The organism is Kitasatospora sp. NPDC029312, from assembly GCF_055569215.1.
On the sequence record NZ_JBVHXY010000035.1, the window covers coordinates 50,765 to 69,843 of the forward strand.

Sequence of the window (19,079 nt, forward strand, 5' to 3'; positions counted from 1 at the left end):
ACGAAGGGGCCGGATCTCAGGAGGTCATGTCGGCGAGCCTGCCAAGCGCGATGTGATCCACGCAACAGGTTTTCCGGCGGACCGCCCGCGTTCCGCCACGCCGCCCTGGAGCGTCGCCGGGGATTCGCCCGAACGGAGGGAACAATCGTCTCCGGGTGCCAGTTGGCCCCGCTGGAACCAGAGACGACCAGGAGAGGGCATCCCTTCCCGTGAGCAACATCCCCAGCGTCACCCTGAACGACGGCGCTAGCATCCCCCAGCTCGGCTTCGGCGTGTGGCAGGTCCCCGACGGCGAGGCCACCGCCGCCGTCCGCACCGCGATCGAGGCGGGCTACCGCTCCATCGACACCGCCGCGGTCTACGAGAACGAGGCCGGCACCGGCGCGGCGATCGCCGAGGCCCTCGCGGACAACGTCGTCACCCGTGAGGACCTCTACGTCACCACCAAGCTGTGGAACTCGGGCACCCGCGACTGGTCCGGCGAGCAGGGCCGCGACGCGGTGCTGCGCGAGTTCGACGCCTCGCTGGCCAAGCTCGGCCTCGACTACATCGACCTCTACCTGATCCACTGGCCGCGCCCGATGCACGGCACCTACCTGAACGTCTGGAAGGCCCTGGAGCAGCTGAAGGCGGACGGCCGGGTCAAGTCGATCGGCGTCTCCAACTTCGGCGCGGAGCAGCTCACCCGGCTGGTGGAGGAGGCCTCGGTCGTCCCAGTGCTGAACCAGGTCGAGCTGCACCCGTACTTCCCGCAGGAGGAGCTACGCGCCTTCCACGCCCGGCACGGCATCGCCACCGAGGCGTGGAGCCCGCTGGGCCAGGGCGGCGAGCTGCTGGCCGAGCCGGCGTTGGTGAAGATCGCCGAGAAGCACGGCCGCACGGTCGCCCAGGTGGTGCTCCGCTGGCACCTGCAGAGCGGCGTGATCGCCATCCCGAAGTCGGTCACCCCGTCCCGCATCCGGGAGAACCTGAACGTCACCGGCTTCGAGCTGGACGCCGAGGACATGGCGGCCATCGCCGCCGTCGCCACCGGCAAGCGGATCGGCCCGGACCCGCAGGGCTTCGACTACTGACGCCCGACCCCGCCAGGGCGGGCTCCGGCCGACTGCCCGTCATACCGAAGTACCGCCCGTCCCGGACAGGGAAGGGCGGTACTTCGGCGTGCCCGAACTCACCGACGGCCGTGGACCTCAGCCCTCGGATCTGTTGGCGAATCGTTTTGGCTGGCGTTACGGAAGCTTTGCCTACAGCCTGGCCGCCTTGGCGAGGAGCGCGAGCGCCATCTCGTGCTCCTCCTCCGCCAGCGGCGCGAGCAGCAGCCGCTGGACTTCGGCCACACCCGCGGCGGACCGGTGCAGCAGGTCCTGGCCCGCCGAGGAGAGCGACAGCAGGTTGCGGCGACCGTCCGAGGGGTCGCGCCGGCGCTGCACCAGTCCGCGCCGCACCAGCCGGCTGACCATCTCGGCCATCGTGGCCTTGTCCAGCGAGGCCAGCTCGCCGACCGTGCGCTGGTCCGCGCCCGGTTCCAGCTCCAGCGCGTCCAGCACGGCATACTGGGGGGCCGTCAGCTCCGCGCCGACGTGCTCCGACCAGAGCTTGGTGTGCACCTGCTGGCCGACCCTGATCAGGTAGCCGATCGCGCGCTGAGCGTCCAGTATCGGCCGCGCGTCCGAGAAGACCGCGACCGCGGCGGGCTCCAGCCTGGCTATCTTGGCCATGACCCGGACGATCTCGACCTGCTCGTCCGGGCTGAGCGGCTCGAACAGCACGCGTTGCACGCGGACCACCCCGCCGGTGGCCTCGCGCACCGCCTGCGCGCCGCTCTGCGAGAGCGCGAGCAGCTTGCGGCGTCCGTCGGCCGGATCACGCCGTCGCAGCACCAGGCCACGGCGGACCAGCCGCGCCACCATCTCCGCCATCGTGGCCTTGTCGAGCGAGGCACGCTCGCCCACCGTCCGCTGGTCAGCGCCCGGTTCGAGGGCGAGCACCAGCAGGACCGCGAACTGTGGAGCCGTGAGATCGGCTCCGACGTGCTCCGACCACAGTCGGGTGTGGACCTGTTGTGCGACGCGAATGAGGTGTCCGGGCGACTGCTGCAGTCGCGCGGACACGCGGGTTGTCGGGATCTCCCCCAGCACCATGTATCCGTCCCGATGTCACACCCGGTGTGTGTGGGACACCCGGGTGGGGCAGTAACGGCGAGTGGGCGTCCAGCTATGAGGGAGGGCGCTCCAGCCGTGCAGCCGGTGGCTGCTGGCGGACACTATACAAACGGCGGGCCCGTGCTGGCAGGCAGGGGCGGATAGTAGACGCAGGTTCGGCGACATTGGCATATTTACGCGCTGCCAACGCCTTGCAGTAACCCGTTCTCAGCAGAAAGCCGACCGGCCGGTCCTTACCGACCGTCACCTGCGCCTCTCCACCCTGGTCGCCTTCCCTACTCGCCGGTAGGGTGTGGGCACCCTCTCCGGGGGCACTCCCCGGAGGCACCCCCGAGAGAGACGAGAGCGAGCATGACCGAAGCGAGCATGACCGAGCGGAGCACCACCACCCGGGTCGCCGTCGTCACCGGCGCCGCCCGCGGCCTGGGCGCCGCCACCGCCGTCCGGCTGGCCGCCGACGGCTACGCGGTCGCGGTGCTGGACCTGGAGGAGAGCGCCGGCAAGGACACCGTCGACCGGATCACCGCCGCCGGCGGCCGGGCGTTGGCCGTCGGCGCCGACGTCTCGGACGCCGAGCAGGTCCAGGCGGCCGTCGACCGCGTGGTGGCCGAGCTCGGCACCCCCGTCGTGCTGGTCAACAACGCGGGCGTGCTCCGTGACAACCTCCTCTTCAAGATGTCCGAGTCCGACTGGGACACGGTCATGAACGTCCACCTGCGCGGCGCCTTCCTGATGACCCGCGCGGTGCAGAAGCACATGGTCGACGCCGGATTCGGCCGCATCGTCAACCTGTCCTCCTCATCGGCCCAGGGCAACCGCGGCCAGGCCAACTACTCCGCCGCCAAGGCCGGGCTGCAGGGCTTCACCAAGACTTTGGCCATCGAGCTGGGCAAGTTCGGCATCACGGCCAACGCGGTCGCCCCCGGCTTCATCGCCACGGACATGACGGCGGCCACCGCGGCCCGGGTCGGCATGGACTTCGAAGACTTCAAGCGGGCCGCAGCCTCTCAGATCCCGGTCCAGCGGGTCGGTGAGCCCGAGGATGTCGCCCACACCATCTCCTTCCTCGCCAGCGAGGGCGCCGGCTTCGTCTCCGGCCAGGTGATCTACGTCGCGGGCGGCCCCCTCGACTGAGCACTGAACCTACACAGGGTGACCACGGGGTGGGAAGCCGGCAGGACCGGCTCCCCGCCCCGTCTCCTTTACCGACGCTTTTGGAGAATCATTCGAAGGCCACACGGGCATTCGATCCGGTAATACCGGAAATCACTCCCGAGGCCATCGCGCTCCGACCCGATTGTCGATTTCCCGGGAAAATGACAATTCCCTCCGGAATGACCCGGCCAGGATGGGTAAGGTCACCCCGTGCAATCGAGAAGTACCCCAGCCGGCATTCCGCGACAGGAGCCGGAACGCCTCACCGCGGACCCCCGGGACCTCCGGGTGCCCGACCGCGTCCCCGGCTCCCTCGGCCCCGACCGGGGGGAGTTCGGTTGGCCGCCGATGAGCCGCCGCCGGGCCGCCCTGCTCGCCGCCACCTGCGGCGCCTACCTGCTGGTGCTGGCCGGAGTCCTGCTCAACACCGCCCTGGTCGACCTCGACTGGTCGGTCCGCCTGCTCCGCCCCTACGAGCGGTGGCCGAGCCTCGAGCCCCTGCTCGCCACCTGGGTGGTCGCCGGACAGCGCGGGCCCAGTGCCATCGCCGCCTTCGCGTGGCTCACCTGGCGCGCCCGCCGTCTCGGCCGGCTGCGCCCGCTGCTGGTCATGGGCCTCGCACTGCTGCTGCTCAACATCACGGTCGGCGCGGTGAAGATCGTCACCGGACGGCTCGGCCCGCACTACGCCCAGTACGTCGGCTCGCCCGAGCTCTTCTCCGGCGGCACCATCTTCCCCTCCGGCCACACCGCCAACGCCGTGGTCACCTGGGGCGTGCTCGCCTACCTCGCGGTCCGCTGGCGGCGCACCGGAGGGGTGATCGCCGCGGCCACCGCCTGCTCGATCGGCCTGACCACGGTCTACCTGGGCACCCACTGGGTCACCGACGTGCTGGCCGGCTGGGCCGCCGGACTGCTGGTGCTGCTCACGCTGCCGCTGTTGGAACCGCTGGTCGCCGCCGCCGAGCGGCGCCTTCACCGCCGGTTCGCCCGCTGACCCCGGTCCGCCCGCACCCGGCGGGCCGCCCACGGCACGAACCGACCCGACCGGACCGGCTAGCCCTCCCAGCTCCGCTCGACCACGCCGTCCCGCACGGCGAGGTTGAGCCGCCCCTGCCGGTACTCCAGGGTGATCATCTGCTCGGGCTCCAGCACCCGCACGGCGGCCCAGCCGTGCCGCCGGGCCAGCTCCTCGGCGCGCTCGACCCGCAGCCCCGCGTACCCCTCGGCGTCCTCGCCCATCGCGCCCGCCCCCGCGTCGTCCGACTCCGTCATCGCCCCTCCCCCGGCCCGCACCCACGGACGTACGCTGGAACCGTAGTCCCGATCCGCGCGGCACGGAGGTGACCGGCCATGCGCACTACCACTCCGCGACGGTGGCGCAGCGGCACCGAGCCGACCAGCGCGCGCAGCGATCTCAAGCTCCGGTACCTGCTCTCGCTCACCTTCACTCCGCTCTTCCTGCTGGGCACCGTGGGCTTCGCCCTCTGGGCGGCCGCCTCTCCGGTGGACGGCGCCCCCAGCCGGGGCACACTGACCGGCTTCGCCATCGCCCTCGGCGTGCTCACTCTGTTCGCCGTCGTCGATCTCGTGGTGGTGGTCCGGCGCCGCCGGACCGAGCTCTGACGCGGTGTCTCCCACGGAGTGGGAAGTCGGCCCGGCCGACGTCCCACTCCGTGCAGCTCATTTGCCGCACCGGTCAGCGGTTACCGACCGCCTGCTTCACCAGCGTCCGCCCGAAGTCCCACATCAGGCCGTTCCCCCGGTGCGCCTCGTCCATGATCTCGGTGAAGGCGTCCACGAACCGGTCCACGTCCCGATCGGTGATGATCAGCGGCGGAATCAGCTTGATCACTTCCAGGTGGTCCCCGGACACCTGGGTCAGGATCCGGTGCCGCTGCAGCAACGGGACGACCACCATCTGCGCGAACAGCCCCTTGCGGGCCGCCTGCAGGGCCGTCCAACCGGTCCGCAGCTTCAGCGACTTGGGCCGGCCGAACTCGATGCCGATCATCAGCCCGCGGCCGCGCACCTCGGCGAGCAGCTCGTACTTGTCGACCAGCGCGGCCAGCCGCTCGCGGAACCGGTCACCGACCTGCCGGGCGTTCTCCACCACCTTCTCCTCGCGCACCACCTCCAGGGTCGCCAGCCCCGCGGCCATCGCCTGGGCGTTGGACCCGAAACTGGCCGAGTGCACCAGGACCCGGTCCATCGAGGAGTACACCTTCTCGAAGATCCAGCTCTTGCCGAGCGTCGCCCCGACCGGCACGTACCCGCCGGACAGCGCCTTGGCGGCGCACACCAGGTCGGGGAGCACGCCCTCCTCGCTCTGGTAGGCGAAGAACTCGCCGGTGCGCCCGATCCCGGTCTGGACCTCGTCGCAGATCAGCAGCGCCTTGTGCTCGTGCAGCAGCGCCTGGGCGGCCCGCAGCCAGCCGGGCGGCGTCGCCTGGACGCCCTTGCCCTGGATCGGCTCGACGATCAGCGCCGCCACGTCGCCGCGCTTCAGCTCCTTGGCCAGCGCGCCGATGTCGCCGAGCGGGACGGCGGTGTCCGGCAGCAGCGGGTCGAAGCCCTTGCGGAAGCCGCGCTCCCCGTTGACCGAGAGCGAGCCGGTGGTCAGCCCGTGGAAGGCGTGGTCGGCGTAGAGGATCCGCTTGCGCCCGGTGGCGTACCGGGCGAACTTGAGCGCCGTCTCCACCGCCTCGGTGCCGCTGTTGCCGAAGAACACCCGGTCCAGCCCCGGCGCGTACGACAGCAGCCGCTCGGCCAGCAGTCCGGGCAGCGGTGAGCAGTCGAAGCGGACCAGGTCCGGCAGGTCCAGGTCCATCACCTGCTGGATCGCCGATCGCACCACCGGGTGGTGGCGGCCCAGCGCGAAGATGCCGAAGCCGGCCAGCATGTCGAGGTACTCGTTGCCCTCGGCGTCGTAGAAGTACTGGCCCTCGGCGCGGTCGTAGTACTTGTCGAAGCCGATGGTGCGCAGCATCCGCGGCAGCTGCGGGTTGAGGTAGCGGCTGTGCAGTTCGTAGCGCTCGCCGCCGCGGTCGGCGACGAGCGCGGCGAGGTCGAAGGCTGGGCGGTCGGGATCAGCCGGCATGGCGCGGGTTCGCTCCTCGGGTCGGTAGCAGGTTCTTGGCGAAGACGGCGGTCTGGGCGGCGACCCCGGTGCCGGTCAGCCCGGCCTCCTCGAGGATCTCGCCGCGCGACGCGTGCCCGAGGAATTCCTGCGGCAGGCCCAGCACGCGCACCGGGACGTCCACGTCGGCGTCTCGCAGCGCCTGGGAGACGGCCGAACCGACGCCGCCGGCCCGCCCGTTGTCCTCGACGGTGACCACCAGCCGGTGCCCGGCGGCGAGTTCGGGCAGCGCCGGGTCGACCGGCTTGACCCAGCGCGGGTCGACCACCGTCGCGGTGAAGCCCTCGGCGAGCAGCAGCCGGGCGGCGTCCAGGCAGGCGGAGGCGGTGGTCCCGACCGCGACCAGCAGGATCTCCGGCTCCGGGCCGGTGCGCAGCAGCACGTCCGTCCCGCCGATCCGTTCGAGCGCCGCGACGGCGGGCCCGACGTTGCCCTTGGGGAAGCGCACCACGGTGGGGGCGTCCTCGACCGCGACGGCCTCGCGCAGCTGGGCGCGCAGCTGGTCGGCGTCGCGCGGGGCGGCCAGCCGCAGGCCCGGGACGACCTGGAGGATCGACATGTCCCACATGCCGTTGTGCGAGGCGCCGTCCGGGCCGGTCACCCCGGAGCGGTCGAGCACGAAGGTGACGCCCAGCCTGTGCAGGGCGACGTCCATCAGGACCTGGTCGAACGCCCGGTTGAGGAAGGTCGCGTAGACCGCGACCACCGGGTGCAGTCCGCCGGTGGCCAGACCCGCCGCGCTGGTGACGGCGTGCTGCTCGGCGATCCCGACGTCGAAGGTCCGGTCCGGGTACGCCTTGGCGAACGGCCCCAGGCCCACCGGCTGGAGCATCGCCGCGGTGATCGCCACCAGGTCGGGCCGCTGCGCGCCGAGTTCGACGAGTTCCTCGCCGAAGACGGAGGTCCAGGAGACCCCGGCGCTGGGCGAGACCGGCAGGCAGGTGTACGGATCGATCGGGTTGACGGCGTGGAAGCGGTCGGCCTCGTCCTGCTCGGCGGGCCGGTACCCGCGCCCCTTGACGGTCAGGCAGTGCACGATGACCGGGCCGCCGAAGTTGCGGGCCTGGCGCAGCGCCTGTTCGACCGCGCCCACGTCGTGGCCGTCGATCGGCCCGAGGTACTTCAGCCCGAGGTCCTCGAACATGCCCTGTGGCGCGAAGGCGTCCTTGAACCCCTTCTTGGCGCCGTGCAGCGCGTCGAAGATCGGCTGGCCGACCAGCGGGGTGCGCTGCAGCGCCTCCTTGCCGAGGGCGAGGAAGCGCTCGTAGCCCTGGGTGGTGCGCAGGGTGGCCAGGTGGTTGGCCAGGCCGCCGATGGTCTTGGCGTAGGAACGCTCGTTGTCGTTGACGACGATGACCAGCGGCCGGTCGCGCGCCTCGGCGATGTTGTTGAGCGCCTCCCAGGCGAGCCCGCCGGTGAGCGCGCCGTCGCCGATCACCGCGACGGTGTGCCGGTCGTGCTGGCCGAGCAGCTGGGCGGCCTTGGCCAGCCCGTCGGCGTAGGAGAGCGCGGTGGAGGCGTGCGAGTTCTCGACCAGGTCGTGTTCGGACTCTGCGCGTGAGGGGTAGCCGGACAGCCCGCCGCGCGTGCGCAGCTTCGAGAAGTCCTGGCGGCCGGTGAGCAGCTTGTGGACGTAGCTCTGGTGCCCGGTGTCGAAGACGATCCGGTCGTACGGCGAGTCGAACACCCGGTGCAGCGCGATGGTCAGCTCCACCACGCCGAGGTTCGGGCCGAGGTGGCCGCCGGTGCGGGTGACGGCGTCGATCAGGAAGTCGCGGATCTCGTCGGCCAGCAACGGGAGTTCGACCGCGGGGAGCTTGCGCAGCTCGGCCGGGGACGTGACGCGGGAGAGCAGTGACATGGGTACACCTCACGACTCGAAGTGGTGCGGTGGTGCCTCCGCCCGAGCGGGCGGGGCCGGCCCGGGCACCGAGGCCCGGGCCGGACGGGAGCCCTGCCGGGCTCAGCGCCCGCGGCTGGCGCCGACGGTGTCGGTGATGGCTCGCAGCGACTGCTGGAGCGAGCCCATGGTCGCCAGGACGGCGGTCGGCTCGTAGCCGCAGTGGGCCATGCAGTTCTCGCAGCGCGGGTCCTTGCCGCGGCCGTACTTGCTCCAGTCGGTCGTCTCGACCAGCTCGCGGTAGGTCGGCACGTAGCCGTCGGCCATCAGGTAGCAGGGCCGCTGCCACCCGAACAGCGAGTAGTTGGGGATGCCCCAGGGGGTGCACTCGAAGTCGGCCTTGCCCTCCAGGAAGTCCAGGAAGAGCGGGCTGTGGTTGAGCCGCCAGCGGCGGCGGTTGCCGCCGGCGAAGGCCTTGCGGAAGAGCTCCCTGGTCTGCTCGACGCCGAGGAAGTGCTCCTGGTCGGGGGCCTTCTCGTAGGCGTACGCCGGGGAGATCATCATCTCGTCCACCTTCAACTCGTCGTTGAGGTAGTCGAGGACGTCGATGACGGTCTGCGCGGTGTCCGTGTTGAAGAAGGTGCTGTTGGTGGTGACCCGGAAGCCGCGCCGCTTGGCCTCCTTGATCGCGGCCACCGCCTCGTCGAAGGTGCCCTCCTTGGCCACCGACTCGTCGTGCCGCTCGCGCAGGCCGTCGATGTGCACGGCGAAGGTGAAGTAGGGCGAGGGCTTGAACTTGTCGATCTTCTTGCGCAGCAGCAGCGCGTTGGTGCAGAGGAAGACGTACTTGCGGCGCTCGACCAGTTGTCGGACGATCTCGTCGATCTGCGGGTGCATCAGCGGCTCGCCGCCGGCGATCGAGACCATCGGGGCACCCGACTCCAGGACCGCGCCGACCGCCTGGGCCACGGGCATCCGCTGCTTGAGGACGCCCGCCGGGTGCTGGATCTTGCCGCAGCCCTCGCAGGCGAGGTTGCACGCGAAGAGCGGTTCCAGCTCGACGATCAGTGGGAACTTGTCCCTCCGCTTGAGCAGCTTCTGCTGCATCAGGTAGGTGCCGACCCGCACGGTCTGGCGCAACGGCATGGCCATGGCTAGCTCGCCTCCTGGGGGAGCGTCGAGGATGTGGGGTGGTTCAGGTCTGCGGAGCCGGTGCCGGGCTCCTGTCGGTACCAGTCGACCAGGGCGGGTACCGTCGCCCGCAGGGTCCGCCAGGCGCGCACCCCGGCCGGGAGGGTGCCGGGCCGCAGCAGTTCGTGCTCGGGGGTGTCCACGACCACCCGCAGGACGGCGACGGGCAGCACCGGACGGACCTCCCGCAGCGCGGCCAGCACGGCGGCGGCCTCCATGTCGACGGCGAGCGCGCCCTGCAGGTGCAGCGCGCGCCGCTCGATGCCGCGCACCACGTGGTCGGCGGTGTGGTGCACCCCGGTGTGCGCGGTCAGTCCCCGCACCTTGAGCGCCCGGGCCAGTTCCGGCCCGGAGTCGACCGGGTACAGGTGGCCCTCGGCGTCGCGCACCCCGTCGGCGGCGACCACGTCGCCCGGTGCCACACCCGGGCCGACGGCGGCGCCGAAGCCGGCCACCACGACGGCGCCGTAGGCGCCCGGCGCGGAGCCGAGCAGCCGCCGGACGGCCAGCCCGGCCCGCCGCCGGCCGACCCCGCTGCGCACCAGCACCGGGGGCCCGCCGGCGGCACCGCGCCAGTCACCGCCGCGCAGGGCCCACACCTCGGGGCCCAGGGCGCAGAGCACGAGCAGGGGCGCGGTGGTCACCGCGCCGCCCCGATCGCCGGGGCGCCGCTCGACGCCACCCGGCCCGGGGCGCCGTGGAGGTAGCGGCCGAGCGCGGTGATGGGGAAGACCAGGCGGTACAGGTGGTAGTTGATGGAGAAGTCCCACGGGAACCCGGTGCCGGTGAACTGCGGTTCGTCCCAAGTGCCTTCGGGCAGCTGGGTGCGCACCAGCCAGTCCACGCCGCGTTCCACCGCCGGGTTGGCCCGGTCCTGCGGGCCCTCGCCGGCGGCGAGCAGCGCCATCAGCGCCCAGGCGGTCTGGGAGGCGGTGGAGTCGCCCCGCCCGGCCCAGCGCTCCGGGTCCTCGTAGGAGCGCATGTCCTCGCCCCAGCCGCCGTCGGCGTTCTGCCGGTCCTCCAGCCAGCGCACCGCCCGGCGGATCGCCGGGTGCTCGTCGGGGACGCCGGCCGCCACCAGGGCGGGCAGCACCGAGCCGGTGCCGTAGATGTAGTTGGTGCCCCAGCGGCCGAACCAGGAGCCGTCCGCCTCCTGGTGGCGCAGCAGCCACTCGATGCCGCGCCTGGTCCGCGGGTCCCGGGCCCGGCCGGTCTCGGCGAGCATCTCCACCACGTGGGCGGTGACGTCGGCGGACGGCGGGTCGACCACCTCGCCGAAGTCGCAGAACGGCAGCTTGTTGGGCAGCAGGCTGGTGTTGTCGACGTCGAAGGCGCCCCAGGCGCCGTTCTTGGACTGCATGCCGAGGTTCCAGAGCACGCCCCGCTCCACCGCCGCCTCGACCTTGGCCGGGTCGGGGTGGGCCACCCGGCGCAGCGCGAGCACCACCTCGGCGGTGTCGTCGATGTCGGGGTAGGTGTCGTTCTCGAACTCGAAGGCCCAGCCGCCGGGCGGCAGCGAGGGCCGCTGGACGGACCAGTCGCCGCGCTTGCGGATCTCCTCGCCGAGCATCCAGTCGACGGCGGACACCAGCGCCGGGTGGTCGGCCGGCACCCCGCCGTCGACCAGCGCGATGGTGGCCAGACAGGTGTCCCAGACCGGGGACTGGCAGGCCTCCAACCAGCGCATGCCGTCCTCGGTGTGCACCGTGAAGCGGTCGAAGGAGGCGAGCCCGGCCTTCATCACCGGGTGCTCCAGCTCGTAGCCCTCCAGGTGCAGGGCGATCAGCGAGTAGACGGCGGGGGGCTGGATGCCGCCCCAGCATCCGTCGGCCTCCTGCCGTTCGACGATCCAGCGGCAGGCCTGGGAGATGGCGAGCCTGCGCAGCGGCCGGAAGGCCCGGCGGTGGTAGGCGTGCAGTGCCTTGTCGAGGCGCTCGAACACGCCGTCCCAGCTGGTGGCCGGGGCCAGCGGCCGCTCGGGGAAGGGGTGGTCGGGGTCGGTGTGCAGCTCGGTGAGCTGGAAGGGGGCCAGCCGGACCGGCCGGTGGGCCGAGACGATGGTCAGCGGGACGATGGTCTGACGGGCCCAGCAGCCGAACGCGTAGATGTTCAGCGGCAGCCACTTGGGCAGGAAGATGATCTCCGGCGGCATCTCCGGCAGCCGCTCCCAGGGCCACCAGCCGAAGAGCGCGAGCCAGATCCGGGTGAACACCCGGGCGGCCGCGATGCCCCCGGCCGAGCGGACGTAGCGCGCGGCGGCCAGCATGTGCGGGGCGGCCGGGTCGTCCCCGGCCAGTTTGAGGGCGACGTACGCCTCGACCGTGGTGGACAGCTCGGGCGGCCCGCCGTGGAAGGTGGCCCAGGTGCCGTCCTCCCGCTGCTGCGAGCGGATCCACTCGGCGGTGGCCCGGGTCTGTTCCTCGGTCCTGATGCCCAGGAACTGGCGGAGCAGTAAGTCCTCGGCGTCCATGGTGACGTTGGTCTCCAGGTCGCCCTTCCACCAGCCCTCGGAGGACTGCAGCGAGAGCAGGTGGGTGGTCGCGCGCGCCAGGGCTTCGCGCGCGTCGGCGGGCCGGGGATCCGCCCCACCGGCCGGCCGGAGCTGGTCGGTGTCCTCGGGCTCCCACCGTGCCGTGCCCAGCAGGCCCGGGGGGCGGTCGCCCACCGCGACCGGCTCGGAATCGTACTCAGGGTCGAGCCGGCCGTCCGCGGTTGCTGTCAACGTAACGTCACCTCTCTCGTACCACCACGAATTCGGCGAGTGCGACGAAGTGCTCGCGCACCTCGTCGGACATCGGCACCTCGTCCAGGGCGGCGAGGGCAGTCGTGTGCTGGCGGCGGGCCTCCTCCTGGGTCCAGGCCCGGCCGCCGGCCTCCTCGATCAGCGCGGCCCGGGCGGCGAGCTCGGGCTCGGCCTCCTCGCCCCGGCCCTTCGGGTCCGCCAGCTGATCGGCCAGCCGGCGCGAGGCCCGGCCGCCCTCGGCCAGCGCGGCGGCGACCGGCAGGGACTTCTTGCGCTGGCGCAGGTCGCCCCAGTGCGGCTTGCCGGTGACCTCGGTGGCGCCCCAGATGCCGAGCAGGTCGTCCACCGCCTGGAAGGCCAGGCCGAGGTGGTGGCCGTAGCGCTGGAGCGCTCCGGAGACGTTGTCGTCGGCCCCGGCCAGCACCGCGCCGATCGCCGAGGCGGCGGCCAGCAGCGCCGCCGTCTTGCCGCCCTCCATCTCCAGGCACTCGGCGACGGTGACGCTGTCGCGCTGTTCGAAGGCGACGTCCATGGCCTGGCCGTCGATCAGCCGGCGGGTCGCCGTGGTGAGCAGCCGGACGGCGCGGGCGGCGTCGGTGGCGCTGGCGCCGCCGGTCACCGCGGCGTCCAGCAGGACCTCGGTGCCGAGCGTGGCCAGGGCGTCGCCGACCAGGATCGCCTGGGCCGGCCCGAAGACCGTCCAGGCGGTGGCCCGGTGCCTCCGGGTCTCGTCACCGTCCATCAGATCATCATGGAGCAGGGAGAAGTTGTGCACCAGTTCAACGGCGACCCCACCGGGCACCCCCGCCTCGGCCGCCGCACCGGTGGCCCGGGCGGACAGCAGCGCCAGCGCGGGCCGCACCGCCTTCCCGCCGTCCCCCTGCACCGGGGTGCCGTCCCGGTCGATCCAGCCGAAGTGGTACGCCGCGACGGTGTCCATCGGTGCCGCCAAACGGGCGACGGCGGCCCGCAGCGGCGGGGTACAGAGCGTACGGCTGCGGGCGAGCAGCTCCGGCACCGAGACCGGTTCGGCGTGCGCCGTGCCTCCGACGGCGAAGCCGGTGCGTGACTCCACGTGCGTTCCCTCTCCCTCGTGGTGCCGGACCGCACGGGGCGGCCGGGTGCTGTCGGTGCGGCTGGTGTCGATGGTGGTGCCGGTGGCGCCAGTGGTGCCGGTGGTGGTGCCGCTGGTCCTGCTGAGGCGAACGGTGTCGGTTCGGTCGGACGGTCCGACGCGGCCGGTGGGACCGGTCGGGCCGATGGGGCCGCTGCGGCCGACAGTACGCCCGTCGGCTCTGGCGGGCTCCCCGGCCGAGGGGCCCGCCGTCACCTGGGCCACCTCCCGTCGCCGCGGTCCACCGGCACCCGGGCACCCGCCGCGGCGAGCACGGCGTCGGCGGCCGCATGACCGCTGCGCACGGCGCCCTCCATGGTGGCGGGCCATCCGGTGGCGGTCCACGAGCCGGCCAGCAGCACGCCGGGGACGGCCGTCGCGGCCGTCGGGCGCAGCGCGGCGGTGCCGGGGGCGCCGTCGAAGGTGGCGGTGCGCTCCCTGGTGACGAAGAAGTCCAGCACCTCGGCCCCGACGGCGGCCGGCAGCAGCCGGGCCAGCTCGGGCAGGTAGCGGCGGCGCAGTTCGGCGACCGGCAGGTCGATCTCGTCCTGGACGGCGGACTGCGAGAGCGCCAGGTACTGGGCGCCCGGGTGGGCCCGGCCGAGGGAGGTGCCGGCCAGGCCGGAGTGGGCGGTGCGGTCGAACACCCACTGGACCGGGGAGTCGAGCGCGGCGAAGAAGGGCCGGCGCAGCACCTTGCGGTCGTACACCACGTGCACGTTGAGGATCGGGGCGGTGCCGAAGTCGGCCAGCCGCTGCGCGACGGCGCCCGGCGGCAGCAGGGCGGCCGCGGTGTCCTGGGCGCCGGCCAGCACGACGGTGTCCGCGGTGAGCAGTTCCCCGCTCTCCAGCCGGACGGCGTGTTGGGGCGTGGCGGGCTTGAGCTCCGCGACCCGGGCGCGCAGCAGCACGTTCACTCCGGCGCGTTCCAGCTCGTCGAGCGCCCGGTCGTGGTGGATCACGCCGAGCGGGACCGCGGCGATGCCGATGTCGGCGGCGCCCGGGTCGGAGAGCAGGCCGGTCTTGAACACCTTGGCGGCGAGCGCCAGCGACACCTGGTCGGCCCGGGCGTTCAGGGTGGCGACGCCGACCAGGTCCCACAGCGCGGCGGTGGTGGCGGCGTTCTGCCCGTTGCGGCGCAGCCACTCGCCGAAGGAGAGCCGGTCCAGCGCCGGGTCGTCGAGGTCCAGGCCCTTGAGGGCGAGCGCGCCGCGGACCACCCGGGCGCGGTCGGCCGGCGGCAGGTGCGGGTACCGGGCGAGGCTGGCGGCCAGGTGGAGCGGGACGGGCAGGCCGGCCCGGCGCAGCCGGCCGAGGGTGCGCACCGGGGCCGCGTCCGGGCCGGTGGCCGAGAGCACCGGGACGTCCAGGCGCTCCTGGAGGTGGGTCATCCGGGTGGCGCCGAGGCGCTCCAGGAACCCGCGGTAGGCCGTGCAGCAGCGCAGGAAGACGTGCTGGCCGTTGTCGACGGTCAGCTCGCCGCGCTGGAACGAGAAGGCCAGCCCGCCGAGCCGGGGGCGCCCCTCGGCCAGGGTGACGTCGTGACCGGCCTCGGCCAGTCGCAGTGCGGCGGTGATCCCGGCCAGGCCGCCGCCGACCACGACGGCGGCCGGGCGCGCGGCATCGGCTCGCCCGGTCATCGGCCCTCCCCCTCGAAGTCGCTGGACCGCGCGGCGGTCGCCGTGCCCGGCCTGCTGTCGGTCGGCGCCGTCGTGGTCGACGCGGTCGTGGTCAACGTGGTCAACACGGCTCTACCCGCATGTGATTCCCCGCTGACACAGCGTGACAGAACTGTGGCAAGAATCAAGAACGCCCCCCGGCGAGCCCGGAAAGCGCCACATACGCCTTCTCCCAGCCCGGCAGTGACACCCGGCCGCGCAGCACCGACTCCGGGTCGGCGGCGATCCGGCCGAGCAGCCGGTGGTAGATCCCTGCCATCGCGGCGGTGCAGGCCCGGCTGCGCCGGTCGAGCATCGGCAGCAGCCGCAGGCCTTCCTCGAAGGCGGCCTGGGCGCGGGCGGCCTCGAAGGCCACCAGGCCGGTGAAGTCGGCGCCGACCGGCGGCTTGGACAGCGCGAAGCCCTGCTCGCAGCCGAACCGGACGAGGTCCTCGGTGGGCAAGTAGGTGCGGCCGCTCAGGGCGTCCTCGCGCAGGTCGCGCAGGATGTTGGTGAGCTGCAGGGCCAGGCCCAGGGTGTCCGCGTACCGCGCGCCGCGCTCGGGGTCGTCGCAGCCGTACACACCCAGCGAGAGCCGGCCGATCGCGCCGGCCACGCAGCGGCAGTAGACCTTCAGCTCCTCGTACGTCTGGTACTCGGCGCCCTTGAGGTCCATCTCCACGCCGTCGATCAATTCGTCGAAACCGCCGAGCGGGATCGGGAAGCGCCGGGAGGCGTCCGCCAGCGCGACCTTGATCGGGTCGGTGTCGTCCTCGGCGACCACCCCGGAGCGGACCTCGTCCACCAGTTCCCGGGTGCGCAGCAGCGCCTCGGCCTTCCGGTCGTCCGGGAGGTCTCCGTCGCCGATGTCGTCCACCCGGCGGGCCAGGGCGTACAGGGCCGACATGGCCAGCCGCTTGGGCTCGGGCAACAGTCGGATGCCGTAGCTGAAGTTGCGCGCCTGCATGCCGGTGACTGCCTCGCAGTACCGGTACGCCGCCATGACATGCGCCGACGCCAGTGGTGATGCCGCCACTCGGGCGTTCACCTTCCCTTCGCGAAGATGGCCGCCGCCTTCGCTGCGAGGCGGCGCTTGTCCGGCTTCGCCTGCTGGGCGAGTACGTCGTACCCGGCGTCCTCGACGGCCGCCAGGGCCGCGTAACCGCCGGCGGTGAATCCCGCCAGGAGCAGTCGAAGCCTCCCCCGAACCGTACCTACCAAAGGTGCGCCGCGGTCGAGCAGGGTGCGCGCCCGTTCGACCTCGAAGGCGATCAGTTCCCGCACCGCTCCGTTCGCGCTCGGCGCGGCGAGGTCGGCCTCGGTGACGCCGAAGCGCGCCAGGTCCTCGGTGGGGAGGTAGATCCGGCCGCGGGACAGGTCCTCGGCCACGTCCTGCAGGTGCTCGACCACTTGGAGGCCGCTGCAGACGGCGTCCGACAGCGCGATCCGCTCGGGCGTGGAGGCGCCCGCGATGGCCAGCACCAGACGGCCGACCGGGTCCGCGGAGAGCGTGCAGTAGCCGATCAGGTCGTCGTAGGTGGCGTAGCGGGCGGTGGTCTGGTCCACCCGGTTGGCCTCGATCAGACGGCGGAACGGCTCGGGCGACAGGCCCCGCCGCTCGACCATCGGGACGAGCGCCCGCAGCAGGGGATGGCGGGGCCCATCGGCGCCGCCGGGGTGCAGGGCCGTCTCGAAGACCCGGTCGAGGTCGCGCTCCAGCCCGTCGAGCAGGGCGAGCCGGAAGGCGACTTCCTGCGGGGTCGGCGGGGCCGGCGGGCCGGACTGGTCCGAAGAGGTGGCGGCCGGGGGTGCCTGTTCGATCCCGAGCAGGGCGGCGGTGCCGGCCGGGTCGGCCAGGTCGCCGTCGCCGGCGTCGTCGACCAGCCGGGCGAAGCCGTAGACCCTCATCAGGTCATCGCGCCAGGCCGCGGGCACGAAGAACGGGGCGACCGGGAAGTTCTCCGCACCCGCCTTCTCCAGGGTCTGTCCCACGGAAGGGTCCACCGGCGTATCTCTGGGCTGGGCCGAAGCCGACACTGCAGTCACTCCCCCGTTCTACACCGCTGGGTATCACCGGTCGGACTCGGACACGCGTCCGAGCGCGGGCGTCACGTACGGCACACCACCCCCGCGCCTTACAGCCTGACAGCACGGGCCGCGCCCGAGAAGAGCGCCCCGCCCGGCGACGGTGGCGCTCACCCCCGCGGCGGCGGGCCACCCGGGGGACCGGAGGCGCGCACGCCGAAGGGCCGGCTCCGGAGTATTCCGGGGCCGGCCCCTCACCGCCAGCGGATTCCGATGACCCGGCTACGGGCGCTCGCCGCGCTCGTACCGGCCGACGACCTCGTCGGTCGGGCCGTCCATGACCAGTTCGCCGGCCTCGATCCAGATGGTCCGCTCGCAGACCTCGCGGATCGAGTTGTTGTCGTGGCTGACCAGGAAGACCGTACCGGCCGAGCCGCGCAGCTCGTCGATGCGCCGCTTGCTGCGCTGCTGGAAGGCCTGGTCACCGGTGGCCAGGGCCTCGTCGATCAGCAGCACGTCGTGGGTCTTCGCGGCGGCGATCGAGAAGCGCAGGCGGGCCCCCATGCCGGAGGAGTAGGTGCGCATCGGCAGGGAGATGAAGTCGCCCTTGTCGTTGATGCCGGAGAACTCGACGATCTCCTGGTAGCGCGCCTTCACCTGGGCCGGGGTCATGCCCATCGCCAGGCAGCCCAGGACGACGTTGCGCTCACCGGTCAGCTCGTTCATCAGGGCCGCGTTGACGCCCAGCAGCGAGGGCTGGCCGTTGGTGTAGATGCCGCCCTTCTCGGTCGGCAGCAGGCCCGCGATGGCGGCCAGCATGGTCGACTTGCCGGAGCCGTTGGAGCCGATCAGGCCGATCGCCTCGCCCTTGTACGCGGTGAAGCTGACGCCCTTCACGGCGTGCACCTCGCGCACGCCGGCGGCGCGCTTGCGGCTGATGATGCGGCTCAGCGCCGAGGTGGCGCTGCCCTTGCCGGAGCCGGCGCCGTGCACCCGGTAGACGATGTGCACGTCGTCGACGACGACGGTGGGCTCGCGGGCCACCTTCGTGTCCGCGATGGTGTCGCGCTTGCTCAGGTCGGTGTCAGCCACGGCCGTACTCCTCCTCGGCCTTCCAGAAGAAGACGTATCCGATGACGAACATACCGATGCCCCAGGCGACGCCGTACGTCCACTGGTGCGGCGGCAGGCTCTGGTGGGCCGACATGTGCTTGTTGTAGATGACCGGCGCGAAGGCGTGCCGGAGCAGGTCCATGTAGACCGAGGCCGGGTTGAGGGCCATGATCGTCTGGATGTAGTGCGGCCAGCTCTGGATCTTGTCCTGGATGCTGAACATCACGCCGGACAGGAACATCCAGGCGCGCATCACGAACGGGATCAGCTGGGAGATGTCACTGGTCTTGGAGCCGATCCGGGCGAAGATCAGCGAGACACCGGTGTTGAACAGGGTCTGGAGGAACAGCGCCGGGATGATCAGCAGCCAGGTCCGGCCCGGGCGGATGCCGGCCGACAGCACGGTGACGACCAGGACGATCATCGAGATCAGGAGCTGCTGGAGCTGGATCACCGTGAAGGCGATCGGCAGGCTGGCCCGCGGGAAGTGCAGCGCGCGGATCAGGCCGAGGTTGTCGGAGATCGCCCGGGTGCCGGACTGCACCGCGTTCTGGGTGAACTGGAAGATGAAGACGCCGATGCAGAGCCAGGCGATGTAGGTGTTGTCGGGGAAACCCTGCTTGCTCTTCAGGATGACGCCGAAGACCAGGTAGAACACGCCGCAGTTGAGCAGCGGGGTCACGACCTGCCACAGCTGGCCCAGCTTGGCGTCCGTGTACTGGGCCACCAGGCGGGCGGTGGCGAAGGCCCAGATGAAGTGGCGCCGGGCCCAGAGCTGCTTGGTGTACGCGAACAGACCCGGTCGGGCACCGCTCACCGACAGACCGTACTTGTCCGCAAGCTGCTTGGGGGTCAGGCCCGCGTCCGCCCCCGTCGGGGCTGAGGGGCTGACGGTTTCACTCACTGTCGACACATTCGTCCTTCACGCGGGATCGGTCGG

17 protein-coding genes are annotated in these 19,079 nt (G+C 72.3%); 4 read left to right on the top strand and 13 right to left on the bottom strand.

What is annotated here, in order from left to right; genetic code table 11:
- Positions 1-209 precede the first annotated feature (209 nt).
- Positions 210-1,073, top strand: coding sequence for an aldo/keto reductase (locus ACZ4WV_RS25750; protein ID WP_465750599.1), 864 nt, complete (start codon positions 210-212; stop codon positions 1,071-1,073).
- Positions 1,074-1,244: 171 nt separating this feature from the next.
- Here the strand turns inward: ACZ4WV_RS25750 and ACZ4WV_RS25755 are convergent, their stop codons facing one another.
- Positions 1,245-2,111 (bottom strand): MarR family winged helix-turn-helix transcriptional regulator, encoded by an 867-nt coding sequence (locus ACZ4WV_RS25755; protein WP_465750601.1) that lies wholly within the window; start codon positions 2,109-2,111, stop codon positions 1,245-1,247.
- A gap of 417 nt (positions 2,112-2,528) precedes the next feature.
- On the opposite strand from ACZ4WV_RS25755, the gene fabG reads away from it, so the two are divergent.
- Both fabG and ACZ4WV_RS25765 read left to right on the top strand, forming a co-directional pair.
- Complete coding sequence (fabG, locus tag ACZ4WV_RS25760; protein WP_465750652.1) at positions 2,529-3,296, top strand: 3-oxoacyl-ACP reductase FabG; 768 nt, start codon at positions 2,529-2,531, stop codon at positions 3,294-3,296.
- Between the two features lie 309 nt (positions 3,297-3,605).
- Positions 3,606-4,313, top strand: a complete 708-nt coding sequence (locus tag ACZ4WV_RS25765) for a phosphatase PAP2 family protein (protein WP_465750603.1) — start codon at positions 3,606-3,608, stop codon at positions 4,311-4,313.
- Between the two features lie 59 nt (positions 4,314-4,372).
- Here ACZ4WV_RS25765 and ACZ4WV_RS25770 read toward each other — a convergent pair whose 3' ends face one another.
- Positions 4,373-4,591, bottom strand: coding sequence for an I78 family peptidase inhibitor (locus tag ACZ4WV_RS25770; RefSeq protein WP_465750605.1), 219 nt, complete (start codon positions 4,589-4,591; stop codon positions 4,373-4,375).
- A gap of 78 nt (positions 4,592-4,669) precedes the next feature.
- On the opposite strand from ACZ4WV_RS25770, the gene ACZ4WV_RS25775 reads away from it, so the two are divergent.
- Positions 4,670-4,942, top strand: a complete 273-nt coding sequence (locus ACZ4WV_RS25775; RefSeq protein ID WP_465750607.1) for a DUF6343 family protein — start codon at positions 4,670-4,672, stop codon at positions 4,940-4,942.
- Between the two features lie 73 nt (positions 4,943-5,015).
- On the opposite strand, the gene ACZ4WV_RS25780 is transcribed toward ACZ4WV_RS25775, so the two are convergent.
- The 11 genes from ACZ4WV_RS25780 to ACZ4WV_RS25830 form a co-directional block, all read right to left on the bottom strand.
- Complete coding sequence (locus ACZ4WV_RS25780; RefSeq protein ID WP_465750609.1) at positions 5,016-6,416, bottom strand: aspartate aminotransferase family protein; 1,401 nt, start codon at positions 6,414-6,416, stop codon at positions 5,016-5,018.
- Positions 6,406-8,316 (bottom strand): 1-deoxy-D-xylulose-5-phosphate synthase, encoded by a 1,911-nt coding sequence (gene dxs / locus ACZ4WV_RS25785; protein WP_465750611.1) that lies wholly within the window; start codon positions 8,314-8,316, stop codon positions 6,406-6,408. The genes ACZ4WV_RS25780 and dxs overlap by 11 nt, the downstream gene beginning before the upstream one ends.
- Before the next feature lie 102 nt (positions 8,317-8,418).
- Positions 8,419-9,447 (bottom strand): adenosyl-hopene transferase HpnH, encoded by a 1,029-nt coding sequence (gene hpnH, locus ACZ4WV_RS25790; protein ID WP_465750613.1) that lies wholly within the window; start codon positions 9,445-9,447, stop codon positions 8,419-8,421.
- Between the two features lie 2 nt (positions 9,448-9,449).
- A complete protein-coding gene (locus tag ACZ4WV_RS25795) occupies positions 9,450-10,130 on the bottom strand; it encodes a phosphorylase family protein (protein ID WP_465750615.1) in 681 nt (226 codons plus the stop codon).
- A complete protein-coding gene (gene shc, locus ACZ4WV_RS25800) occupies positions 10,127-12,151 on the bottom strand; it encodes a squalene--hopene cyclase (protein WP_465750654.1) in 2,025 nt (674 codons plus the stop codon). Before shc ends, ACZ4WV_RS25795 begins: the two co-directional genes overlap by 4 nt.
- A gap of 64 nt (positions 12,152-12,215) precedes the next feature.
- On the bottom strand, positions 12,216-13,304 hold the full coding sequence (locus ACZ4WV_RS25805; RefSeq protein WP_465750617.1) for a polyprenyl synthetase family protein: 1,089 nt from the start codon (positions 13,302-13,304) through the stop codon (positions 12,216-12,218).
- A 251-nt stretch (positions 13,305-13,555) separates the two neighbouring features.
- On the bottom strand, positions 13,556-14,983 hold the full coding sequence (gene hpnE, locus ACZ4WV_RS25810) for a hydroxysqualene dehydroxylase HpnE (RefSeq protein ID WP_465750619.1): 1,428 nt from the start codon (positions 14,981-14,983) through the stop codon (positions 13,556-13,558).
- A gap of 163 nt (positions 14,984-15,146) precedes the next feature.
- Positions 15,147-16,004, bottom strand: coding sequence for a presqualene diphosphate synthase HpnD (gene hpnD / locus ACZ4WV_RS25815; protein ID WP_465750656.1), 858 nt, complete (start codon positions 16,002-16,004; stop codon positions 15,147-15,149).
- Positions 16,005-16,045: 41 nt separating this feature from the next.
- Positions 16,046-16,993: a squalene synthase HpnC gene (hpnC, locus tag ACZ4WV_RS25820; RefSeq protein ID WP_465750621.1), complete on the bottom strand. Its 948-nt coding sequence runs from the start codon at positions 16,991-16,993 to the stop codon at positions 16,046-16,048.
- Positions 16,994-17,308: 315 nt separating this feature from the next.
- Positions 17,309-18,118, bottom strand: a complete 810-nt coding sequence (locus ACZ4WV_RS25825) for an ABC transporter ATP-binding protein (protein ID WP_465750623.1) — start codon at positions 18,116-18,118, stop codon at positions 17,309-17,311.
- Positions 18,111-19,052 carry an ABC transporter permease gene (locus ACZ4WV_RS25830; RefSeq protein ID WP_465750625.1) on the bottom strand — a complete coding sequence of 314 codons (942 nt, stop codon included), beginning with the start codon at positions 19,050-19,052 and terminating at the stop codon, positions 18,111-18,113. The genes ACZ4WV_RS25825 and ACZ4WV_RS25830 overlap by 8 nt, the downstream gene beginning before the upstream one ends.
- Positions 19,053-19,079: the final 27 nt, after the last annotated feature.